This window comes from Kitasatospora sp. NPDC059571 (genome assembly GCF_042735675.1).
Lineage (GTDB): Bacteria > Actinomycetota > Actinomycetes > Streptomycetales > Streptomycetaceae > Kitasatospora.
Genome location: NZ_JBHWBW010000284.1, coordinates 1 through 10,083, shown reverse-complemented (window position 1 = coordinate 10,083; position 10,083 = coordinate 1). Strand labels below are relative to the sequence as shown.

Genomic DNA, 10,083 nt, shown 5'->3' with positions numbered 1-10,083 from the left:
CTCCATTCTCCCTGATCACCGAGGTCCGTACGGACGCCGCGGCTCAGCCGGTCTTCTTCTTCCCCGTCATGGCCCCCAGCAGCACCAGCAGCAGCGGGGTGCCGGCGCCGCCGAGGTCGCGGACGACGGCGAGGTCGGCCTCGGCCGGCTCGGCGCCCTCCGCCACCACCGCGGCCGCCTCCAGACCCTTGGCACCGCCGGCCACGGCCATCGCCACGGCCGCCTGGACGGCGCTGAGCCGCAGCGACGGCAGTTCGACGCTGCCGGCCACGTAGGTGCGGCCGGTCTCGTCGCGCACCGCGGCGCCCTCCGCGACGCCGTTGCGGGCGCGGATGGAGCGCGCCAGCGTGATGATCTTCTTGTCCTCGGGGTCCAGATCGGTGAGATCGCTCATGAGGCCTGAGCATAGGCGCTCGGCCCGGTCGGACCGCGTCCCGGTCCGAAGGCCGGGAGCGGGGCGCACAAGGGCCGGGACCGCCCGTGGCGGCCCCGGCCGGGGCGTGCGGCCGTCAGTGGCCGATCGGGTTGGGCGGGCCGGGCCGGATCACCTTGACGAAGGTCTTGGGGCCGGAGGGCATCGGCGCGGCGTGCTCCTGCCGCTCGCGCCAGTACGGGTTGTCGTGCGGCAGATGACTGCTCACTCTGCCGTACATCCCGAAGGTCACCACCGCGAACCCGAAGGCGAAGCTGAAGATGACGTTCGGGAGCTCGAACGCCAGCCGGTTGGCGCTGCTGTCCAGCACCATCAGGCCGACGAAGCCGGCCAGGATGAAGATCAGGCCGACGATCATGTTGAGGGTCGACGCGAAGTTGCCCCCGATCACCGCACCGATGATGAGGATCGCGCCGAAGACGATGGACAGGACGCTGAGCGCGCCGTTGCTCGACAGGCCGAGGGTCTGCTTGCCCTGGGTGTCCAGGAAGCCGACGTGGTCGAACAGGCCGAGGATGCCGAAGACCATCAGGAACACGCCGCCCAGACCGGCGCCGAACCGGTAGACGGTGGCCAGCCTGTGGTCGACGGGGAGTTCGTCTTGCAGTTTCACCGCTGCCTCCGCCGTGCGTCAGCCGTGCTCGGCCCGGTGGAAGGGGACCTCGTGCAGGTACAGCGAGCCGCACTGCTGGCAGGTTCGCAGCCCCGTCCCCCAGTCCGTTTCGGGCCGGGTCTCGGCATCGGGTTCGATCTTCGCGCCGCACATGCCCTCGGTGGCGCCGGCGGTCCGGACGATGTGCCATCTCCTGACCTCGCCGGACCGCCCGGCCGGGCCGTACTCCGCGCGCAGTTGATGCGTCATACCTTCCATGGTGCAAACGGTTCGGTCCGCACGGCAAGCGCGGCGGGCCTGCACCCGAAACACGTGCGGCCCCTCACCGGGAGGGGCCGCACGTGCACGCAGGGCCGCTACGGGGCCTCGGCGTGGTCGGCCTCGGCCGGCTGCCGGACGGGCGCGGCGACGATGGTGCCGATCCGGTTGCGGCGGCCGGCCGAGCTCTCGGCGCGCAGCCGGATCGCCACCAGGTCGGTGACGTCCTCGTCCGGGACGGGCACGTCGCAGGACGAGCCGGGGATCGGCACCCGGCCCAGGCACTTGGCGAGCAGGCCGCCGACGGTCTCGACGTCCTCGTCCTCCAGCTCCAGCCCGAACAGCTCGCCGAGGTCCTCGACCAGCAGCCGGGCGGTGATCCGGTACGAGCCGTCGCCGAGGTCCTCGACCGGGGCGATCTCCCGGTCGTACTCGTCGGTGATCTCGCCGACGATCTCCTCCAGGATGTCCTCGATGGTGACCAGGCCGGCCGTGCCGCCGTACTCGTCGATCACGATCGCCACGTGCGAGCGCATCTGCTGCATCTCGCGCAGCAGGTCGGCGGCGGGCTTGGAGTCGGGGACGAAGACGGCCGGGCGCATCACCTGGCCGACCTGCTCCGACTCGGCCTCCCGGTTGACGTGGGTGCGGCGGACGAGGTCCTTGAGGTAGACGATGCCGACCACGTCGTCCTCGTTGTCGCCGACCACCGGCATCCGGGAGAAGCCGGAGCGCAGGGCGAGGGTGAGCGCCTGCCGGACGGTCTTGTGCCGCTCGATCATCACCAGGTCGGTCCGGGGCACCATCACCTCGCGGACGATGGTGTCGCCGAGCTCGAAGACGGAGTGCACCATGCGGCGCTCGTCGTCCTCGATCAGGTCGTCCTTCTCGGCCAGGTCGACCAGCGCCCGCAGCTCGGCCTCGGAGGCGAACGGGCCCTCCCGGTAGCCCTTGCCCGGGGTGAGCGCGTTGCCGAGCAGGATCAGCAGCCGCGGGATCGGGCCGAGGATCCGGGCCAGCGGCAGCAGCACGTAGGAGGCGGTGGTCACGGTGGTCAGCGGGTGCTGGCGGCCGATGGTCCGCGGCGAGACGCCGACCGCCACGAACGAGACCAGCACCATGACGCCGACCGCGAGCAGCACGGCCTGCCAGGTGCTGTCCAGGCTGCGGACGCAGACCACGGTGACCAGCACCGCGGCGGCCATCTCGCAGGCCACCCGGATGAGGGTGGCCAGGTTGAGGTAGCGGATCGGGTCGGAGGCGAGCGTCAGCAGCCGGTCGGCGCCGCGCCGGCCGGCCCGGACGGCCTCCTCGGCGCGGAACCGCGACACCCGGGAGATGCCGGCCTCGGCACAGGCCGCGAACCAGCCGACCACGACCAGCAGCAGAGCCCCGACGAGGAAGCTCGTACTTTCACCACTCACAGACGGCCGGCCCTCAGTGGACGGTCGGCGCCGGGGAGATCCCGGTCAGCCCCCGGCCGGAGCGCCAGTCGTCCAGGATGCGCTTCTGCAGCCCGAACATCTCCTGCTCCTCCTCCGGCTCCTCGTGGTCGTAGCCGAGGACGTGCAGCACCCCGTGGACGGTGAGCAGCTGGAGCTCCTCGTCCATGGAGTGCTTGGACGGCGCCGCCAGGCCCTGCTGCTTGGCGACCTCCGGGCAGAGCACGATGTCGCCGAGTAGGCCCTGGGGCAGGTCCTCGCCCTCCTTGCCGGGCCGCAGCTCGTCCATCGGGAAGGACATCACGTCGGTGGGGCCGGGCAGGTCCATCCACTGGACGTGCAGCTCCGCCATCGCATCGCTGTCGATGAGGATCACGGAGAGCTCGGACTGCGGGTGGATCCGCATCTTGTCGAGGGCGTAGCGGGCGATGTCGAGGATGGCTTCCTCGTCGACGTCCCACCCGGACTCGTTGGCGATGTCGATCGACATGGAGGGCTTGTGACTCAGCTTTCGGTGCGATGGGACTGGCGCGGGGCACGGGCGCCCCGGCGCTGGACGGGTTTGCGGCTGTTCGGACCGGCGGACTCCTCGGCCTCCTGCAGGGCGTCCCAGCGCTCGTACGCGTCGACGATCCGGCCGACCAGCTTGTGCCGGACGACGTCGGTGCTGGTCAGCACCGAGAAGTGGATGTCGGGGACGTCGGCAAGGATCTCCTGGACGACCTTGAGGCCGCTGCGGGTGCCGCCGGGCAGGTCGATCTGGCTGGTGTCGCCGGTGACGACCACGCGCGAGTTGAAGCCGAGCCGGGTCAGGAACATCTTCATCTGCTCGGGCGAGGTGTTCTGGGCCTCGTCGAGGATGATGAAGGCGTCGTTGAGGGTGCGGCCTCGCATGTAGGCGAGCGGCGCGACCTCGATGGTGCCGGCCGCCATCAGGCGCGGGATGGAGTCCGGGTCCATCATGTCGTGCAGCGCGTCGTAGAGCGGGCGCAGGTACGGGTCGATCTTCTCGTAGAGGGTGCCGGGCAGGAAGCCCAGCCGCTCCCCCGCCTCGACGGCGGGCCGGGTCAGGATGATCCGGTTGACCTCCTTGGCCTGGAGCGCCTGGACCGCCTTGGCCATCGCCAGGTAGGTCTTGCCGGTGCCCGCCGGGCCGAGGCCGAAGACGATCGTGTGCTTGTCGATCGCGTCGACGTAGCGCTGCTGGTTGAGGGTCTTGGGGCGGATCGTGCGGCCCCGGTTGGAGAGGATGTTCGCCGTGAACACCTCGGAGGGCGCCGGGTGGTCCGGGTTGTCGGCAGCGCTCCTGAGCATGGCGATGGAGCGCTCCACGGCGTCCTCCGTCAGGGGTTGGCCGGTGCGCAGCACCAGCATCATCTCGTTGAAGAGCTGCTCGACCAGCCGGATCTCCGCGCGGTCGCCGGTGGCGGTGACCTCGTTGCCGCGCACGTGGATGTCGGTCTGCGGGAAGCCCTGCTCGATCACTCGCAGGAGCGAGTCGGCCGCACCCAGCAGCGTCACCATGGGGTGCTTCTCAGGGATCACGATCCGGGTGCTGGCCGCCGCCTCTCGGCGCGGCTGTCCGTTCGTACGGGTCTGCGGTGTGTCACTCATGGGTCGGCGCTGCGGCCTGCCTCATCCCCATCCTCGACTCGGGGTGCAGCTCGGTCTCTCCGAGGTCACCAGGGTACGCCGCGGCACTGATCGCCGCGGCGGCGCGGCGGTGCCCGACGGCGGGCGGATTCGATGGTGGGCCAGACGCCGCGGCGATGCGAATGGTTTTCCGCACGGGCCGCGGCCTCAGGCCCGGCGCCGGGGGACCGGGACCCGGGCGAGGTCCTCGGCCACCACGATCTCGCCGTCGAAGTGCTTGCGGGCCTCGGCCAGGTGCTGGTCCAGGTGCGGGTAGCGCTGGGAGAAGTGGGTGAGGACCAGGGTGCGCACGCCCGCGTCGGCGGCCGTGCGGGCCGCCTGCACGGCGGTGAGGTGGCCGTGCTCCTGGGCGAGGTGGGCGTCGGCGTCCACGAAGGTCGCCTCGATCACCAGCAGGTCGGCGCCGTCGGCGAGCTCGGCGACGCCGTCGCAGAGCCGGGTGTCCATGATGAAGGCGAAGCGCTGGCCGGGGCGGCGCTCGCTCACCTCGTCGAGGGTGACCGTCCGCCCGTCGAGTTCGATCCGGCCGTGCTGCTGGAGCGCGCCGACGGCCGGGCCGCGCAGTCCGAGGGCGGCGAGCCGCTCGGGCAGCATCCGGCGGCTGTCCGGCTCGGTCAGCCGGTAGCCGAAGGACTCCACCGGGTGCGAGAGGCGGACGGCGGAGAGCTCGAACGGTGCGCCGGGCGCGGGCAGCGGGCCCGGCTCGGCGATCGGGCGGGTGCGCAGCTCGGCGGTCTCGTGGAAGGCCGAGGCGTACCGCAGCCGGTCGAACCAGACCTGGCCGGACGCCGGGTAGTACGCGTCCACGGGGTGCGGCACCCGGTCCAGGCTCATCCGCTGCACCACGCCCGCCAGGCCCAGGCAGTGGTCGCCGTGGAAGTGGGTGACCGCGATCCTGGTGATCTGGGTGGCCGAGACGCCGGCGTGGAGCATCTGGCGCTGGGTGCCCTCGCCCGGGTCGAAGAGCAGGCCCTCGCCGTCCCACCGCAGCAGGTAGCCGTTGTGGTTGCGGTGCCGGGTCGGCACCTGGCTGGCGGTGCCGAGGACGACGAGTTCGCGCTGCGACACTTCAGACCAGGCCCTCGCGCAGCGGGACGCCGCCCAGGACGTGCACATGGGCGTGGAAGACGGTCTGGCCGGCGCCGGCGCCGGTGTTGAAGATCAGCCGGTAGCCGTGGCCGTCGATCTTCTCGTCCTCGGCCACCCGGCCCGCCTCGACAAGCAGCTCGGCGGTGAGCTCCGGCTCGGCGGCGGCCAGCTCTGCGGCGTTCGGGTAGTGGACCCGCGGGATCACCAGGACGTGGGTGGGCGCCTGCGGGTTGATGTCCCGGAAGGCCACCGTCCGCTCGGACTCGCGCACGACCGTCGCCGGGATCTCGCCCGCTGCGATCTTGCAGAACAGGCAGTCGGGCTGCGGCTCACCGGCCATGACGCTCACTCCTCTGGCTGGACCCTGGTACTGACGGTCCGCAGCCTATCCGAGGCGTTCGCGCAGGTGCTTCCACCGGACGATCAGGACGCCCTCCAGGTCGTCCGGCGCGTCCACCCGGTCGCGCGAGTCGAGAACGGTGCTGACGACCGCGACCACCAGGCCGAGCAGACCGGCGACGAACCAGCGCCGGGTCAGCCGCCAGGTGTCGGGGCGGCCCCCGTCGCCCTTGCGCACCACCCGGGTCGCCACCAGGAACTTGCCCGCGCTGCACCCGGTGAGCCGGGCCAGCACGACCTGGTTGGCGAAGGACACCGCGATCGGGACGAGGATCACCAGCACCGCCCAGAGCTGCGGCGCCCGGGTGGCGGCGACCACGCCGGGCACGACCGCGACCACGAAGTCCAGCAGCCCGCCGAAGCCCCGCCGGTACGCCCCGGCCTGCGGCGGCACCCCCCGGTGCGGGCCGCCCTGCGGCGCACCGCCGTACGGCGGCTGCGGGTACGGGGGCTGCGGGTACGGGGGCTGCGGGTACGGCGGGTACGGCTGCGCGGGGTACGCCCGGCCCGGGTCCGGCTGCCCGGGCGGGTACGGCTGTGCTCCGTACGGTGCGCCCGGCTGCCCCTGCGGCGGCTGCTGATAGCCCTGCCCGTACCCCTGCGGATAGCCCTGCGACACGTCCACCCCCGACGATCGGTCGTCCGACGGTTCGTCATCCTACCGACGGGTGCGGGGGCGGGAGGCGAGGCCTCCCGCCCCCGCCCGGTGCTACGCCCCCGGTACCGGCGGGGCGGTGCGGGCCGGGCGCTCGGCGAGCGCCGCGAGCGCCAGCCGGACGCCCTCGGCGAGCTGCGGGTCGCGGCCGGCCGCCCAGTCGTGCGGGGCGATCTGCACCTCGACGTCCGGGTCGATGCCGTGGTTCTCCACGCCCCAGCCGTAGCCCTCCAGCCAGAAGGCGTACTTGGGCTGGGTGATGCCGGTGCCGTCGACCAGGGCGTACTTGCCGTCGATGCCGATCACGCCGCCCCAGGTGCGGGTGCCGACCACCGGGCCGATCCCGAGGGCCTGGATGGCCGCGTTGACGATGTCGCCGTCCGAGCCGGAGAACTCGTTGGCCAGCGCCACCACCGGTCCGCGCGGGGCGTCGCCCGGGTACGGCTCGGGGTTGGCGAGGTCGCGGCCGCGGTCCCAGCCGATGATCCGCCGGTTCAGCTTCTCGATGATCAGCTGCGAGGTGTGGCCGCCGCGGTTCTCCCGCAGGTCCACCACGACGCCCTCGCGGGCCAGCTCGACCCGCAGGTCGCGGTGGAGCTGCGCCCAGCCGGAGCTGACCATGTCGGGCACGTGCAGGTAGCCGAGCCGGCCGCCGGACAGCTCGCGCACCGCCGCGCGCCGGCCCGCCACCCAGGCGTGGTAGCGCAGCGCCACCTCGTCGGCGAGCGGCCCCACGACCGGGTGCCGCTGGACGCCGTCCTTGCCGGCCACGGTCAGTTCGACCGGCTGCCCGGCGGTGCCGGCCAGCAGCGGGGCCGGTCCGGTCACCGGGTCGACCGGGCGGCCTTGGCCGGCCAGCACGGCGTCGCCGGGCCGCACCGCCGCGCCCGGCGCGGCCAGCGGGGAGCGGGCCCGCGGGTCGGAGGACTCGCCGGGCAGGATCCGGTCGATCCGCCAGCCGTCGCCGTCGCGGACGAGGTCCGCGCCGAGCAGGCCCTGGCGGCGGGCGGCGTCCGTGCCGCGGCCGGGCGGCGTGACGTAGGCGTGCGAGGTGCCGAGTTCGCCGACCGTCTCCCAGAGCAGGTCGACCAGGTCGTCGTGGGTGCCGACGCGGTCGACCAGCGGGCGGTAGCGGTCCAGCACGCCCGCCCAGTCGACGCCGTTCATGTCCGCGCGCCAGAAGTTGTCGCGCATGATCCGGCCGTTCTCGTCGAACATCTGCCGCCACTCGGCGGCCGGGTCGACGGTGACCCGGATCCGGCCGAGGTCGACGTCCAGGTCGTCGTCCTCGCCGGCCTTGCGGTCGGCCGGGACGATCCTCAGCCGGGTGTCGTCGAGCACGGCGAGCCGGCTGCCGTCGCCGCTGACCGCCCAGCCGTCCAGGGCGCCGACCAGCTCCTCGGCGCGGCGCTTGCCGAAGTCGAAGCGCTCCAGCACGGGGCGGGCGTGGTCGTCCTCCAGCGAGGCGGCGCTGTCGCCGAGTTCGCCGAGCAGCGGCAGCCGGGTCCACAGCACGCCGTCCTTGGCGGCGTGCAGGCTCCCGAAGGAGCCGCCCTCGACCGGGAACGGCAGGATCCGGTCGGCGATGCCCTCCAGGTCGACCCGGGTGGGCTCCGGGGCGGCGTCGGCGGACTCGCCCGCCTCCTTGGCGTCCTTGCCGGCCGCCTTGGCGTCGTCGTCCTCGCCGCCCGCCGGGCGCCCGGCGCGCTGCGGGCCGAACGGTGACGGGGTGTCGGCGGCCAGGGTGATCAGGTACGGCCGGCAGCCGGTCGGGAACGACAGGTCGAAGGAGTGCGCGTCGTACACCGGGTCGAAGTTGCGCACGGAGAGGAAGGCCAGGTGCCGGCCGTCCGCGGTGAAGGCCGGCGAGTAGTCGAGGAACCGCTGCTGGGTGGCCTCGCTGACGGTGCGGCTGGTGAGGTCGGCCAGCATGATCTGGCGCAGCGACCAGGGCCCGAGCACCGGCCGGGACCAGGCCAGCCAGCCCGAGTCGGGGCTGAAGACCAGGCCGCTGACCTCGCCGTTCTCGCTGCGGTCGAGTTCGTGGACGGTGCCGTCGGAGAGGGCGACCAGCAGCACCCGGCCGTCGTGCGAGGCGATCGCGAGCTGCTTGCCGTCCGGGGAGACCGCGAGGTCGAGCACCCGGCCGAGCCGGCCGGCGGCCAGCCGGCGGCGCTCGGCCTCCAGCACGGCGGGCGCGTACTCGACGGCGTCGTCGCCCTCGGCGTCGGTGATCCAGACCGCGCCCTGGCCGCCGTCGGCGCCGGGGACGACGCGGACCAGCCGGGACCGGGTGCCGGGGGTGTCGTCCAGCACCCGGGCCGGGCCCTCCCGGTGGGTCACCCAGTGGACGGTGCCGCGCACGACCACGGCGCTGGCCCGGCCGGTGCGGTCCGGTGCGACCGTGGACAGCTGCCCGGCGGCCGGGGTCGGGTGGGGCTGGCGGCGGGTGCGCGGGCCGGCCGGGCGGACGTCCAGGCGGCGCGGCTCGGCGCCGTCGAGGTCGTCGAGCAGCCACAGGTCGCCGGCGCTGTGCCAGACCACCCGGCGGCCGTCGGTGGAGGCGTTGCGGGCGTAGAAGCCGTGGTCGGTGTGGCGGCGCAGGTCGGAACCGTCGGGGAGGCTGGAGTACAGCTGGCCGGTGCCCTCGTGGTCGGACAGGAAGGCGATCCGGCCTCCCGCCCAGAGCGGCGACTCGACGTTGCCGTCGAGGTCGGCGTGCAGCCGCCGGAACTCCTCGCCGCCGGCCTCCCGGCCGCCGATCCAGAGCTTGCCGACCGTGCCGCCGCGGTAGCGCTTCCAGTGCGCGGGCTCCCGGCTGAACGCGGAGAGCAGCAGCGCCCGGTCGCCGTCCGGCTCCAGCGCCAGCCCGCCGATCGGCCCGTACGGCAGCCGGGTCGCCTCGCCGCCGTCCAGCGGGACGGCGAAGGCCCAGGTGCGGCGGAGCGTGGCCTGGCCGGCGGTGGTGACGGCGATCGGGCGGCCGTCGGGCGTCCAGCCGCGCAGCGCGGTGCGCGGGCTGCCCCAGTGGGTGAGGCGGCGCGAGGGCCCGCCGTCGGCGGGGGCGACGTGGATCTCGGGTGCCCCGTCGCGGGTGGAGGTCCAGGCGACGTGCTGCCCGTCCGGCGAGAAGCGGGGATGGCCGACCGGCGTCTGGTCGGCCGTCAGGCGCCAGGCCCGGCCGCCGTCCAGCGGTGCCAGCCAGACGTCGTCCTCGGCGACGAAGGCGACGAGGTCGCCGTGCAGGTGGGGGTGGCGCAGGTAGGCGCCCGTGGAGGTGCTCTGCGGTTCGGTCACAGCGCCACCCTAGGCAGCCGCCGGTCGCCGTGCAGGGGGTTTCGGGGTGCGGGCCGGAACCCGGCCGGGCGGCCGCCGGGGGGGGGGCCGGCGGGGCGGGGGGCACCGCGGGGGGGGGGCCGGGGCCGTGTCCGGGTAGGTCCCGTGCCCGGACCCCCCCCTCGGTCCCGCCACGCCGGGGGCCAACAACGCGAGCATCGCGCTCCTGGTCACCCTCGGTGTGCCCGACGGGCCCGGCCTACCC

General features: G+C 73.8%; 10 protein-coding genes. All 10 read right to left on the bottom strand.

All coding sequences use genetic code 11. From position 1 onward, the window contains the following. Positions 1-43: 43 nt before the first annotated feature. Positions 44-394, bottom strand: coding sequence for a cytidine deaminase (locus ACFV0G_RS26170; RefSeq protein ID WP_380552725.1), 351 nt, complete (start codon positions 392-394; stop codon positions 44-46). Between the two features lie 115 nt (positions 395-509). Then, the gene (locus ACFV0G_RS26165) at positions 510-1,046 is read right to left on the bottom strand and encodes a DUF4383 domain-containing protein (RefSeq protein ID WP_380552722.1); all 537 of its coding nucleotides are present in this window, start codon (positions 1,044-1,046) and stop codon (positions 510-512) included. A gap of 18 nt (positions 1,047-1,064) precedes the next feature. Continuing rightward, positions 1,065-1,295 (bottom strand): hypothetical protein, encoded by a 231-nt coding sequence (locus tag ACFV0G_RS26160; protein ID WP_380552719.1) that lies wholly within the window; start codon positions 1,293-1,295, stop codon positions 1,065-1,067. Positions 1,296-1,402: 107 nt separating this feature from the next. Further along, positions 1,403-2,728 carry a hemolysin family protein gene (locus ACFV0G_RS26155; protein WP_380552715.1) on the bottom strand — a complete coding sequence of 442 codons (1,326 nt, stop codon included), beginning with the start codon at positions 2,726-2,728 and terminating at the stop codon, positions 1,403-1,405. A 13-nt stretch (positions 2,729-2,741) separates the two neighbouring features. After that, entirely contained in the window at positions 2,742-3,236 is a 495-nt protein-coding gene (gene ybeY / locus ACFV0G_RS26150) for an rRNA maturation RNase YbeY (protein WP_380552712.1), read from the bottom strand. Positions 3,237-3,250: 14 nt separating this feature from the next. After that, positions 3,251-4,360, bottom strand: a complete 1,110-nt coding sequence (locus tag ACFV0G_RS26145; RefSeq protein ID WP_380552709.1) for a PhoH family protein — start codon at positions 4,358-4,360, stop codon at positions 3,251-3,253. A 186-nt stretch (positions 4,361-4,546) separates the two neighbouring features. Continuing rightward, a complete protein-coding gene (locus tag ACFV0G_RS26140) occupies positions 4,547-5,467 on the bottom strand; it encodes a ribonuclease Z (protein ID WP_380552706.1) in 921 nt (306 codons plus the stop codon). 1 nt (position 5,468) lies between these two features. Beyond that, on the bottom strand, positions 5,469-5,828 hold the full coding sequence (locus ACFV0G_RS26135) for a histidine triad nucleotide-binding protein (protein WP_380552703.1): 360 nt from the start codon (positions 5,826-5,828) through the stop codon (positions 5,469-5,471). A 45-nt stretch (positions 5,829-5,873) separates the two neighbouring features. Further along, positions 5,874-6,512 (bottom strand): RDD family protein, encoded by a 639-nt coding sequence (locus ACFV0G_RS26130; RefSeq protein WP_380552700.1) that lies wholly within the window; start codon positions 6,510-6,512, stop codon positions 5,874-5,876. A gap of 84 nt (positions 6,513-6,596) precedes the next feature. Next, positions 6,597-9,839, bottom strand: coding sequence for a S41 family peptidase (locus ACFV0G_RS26125; RefSeq protein ID WP_380552697.1), 3,243 nt, complete (start codon positions 9,837-9,839; stop codon positions 6,597-6,599). Positions 9,840-10,083 lie beyond the last annotated feature (244 nt).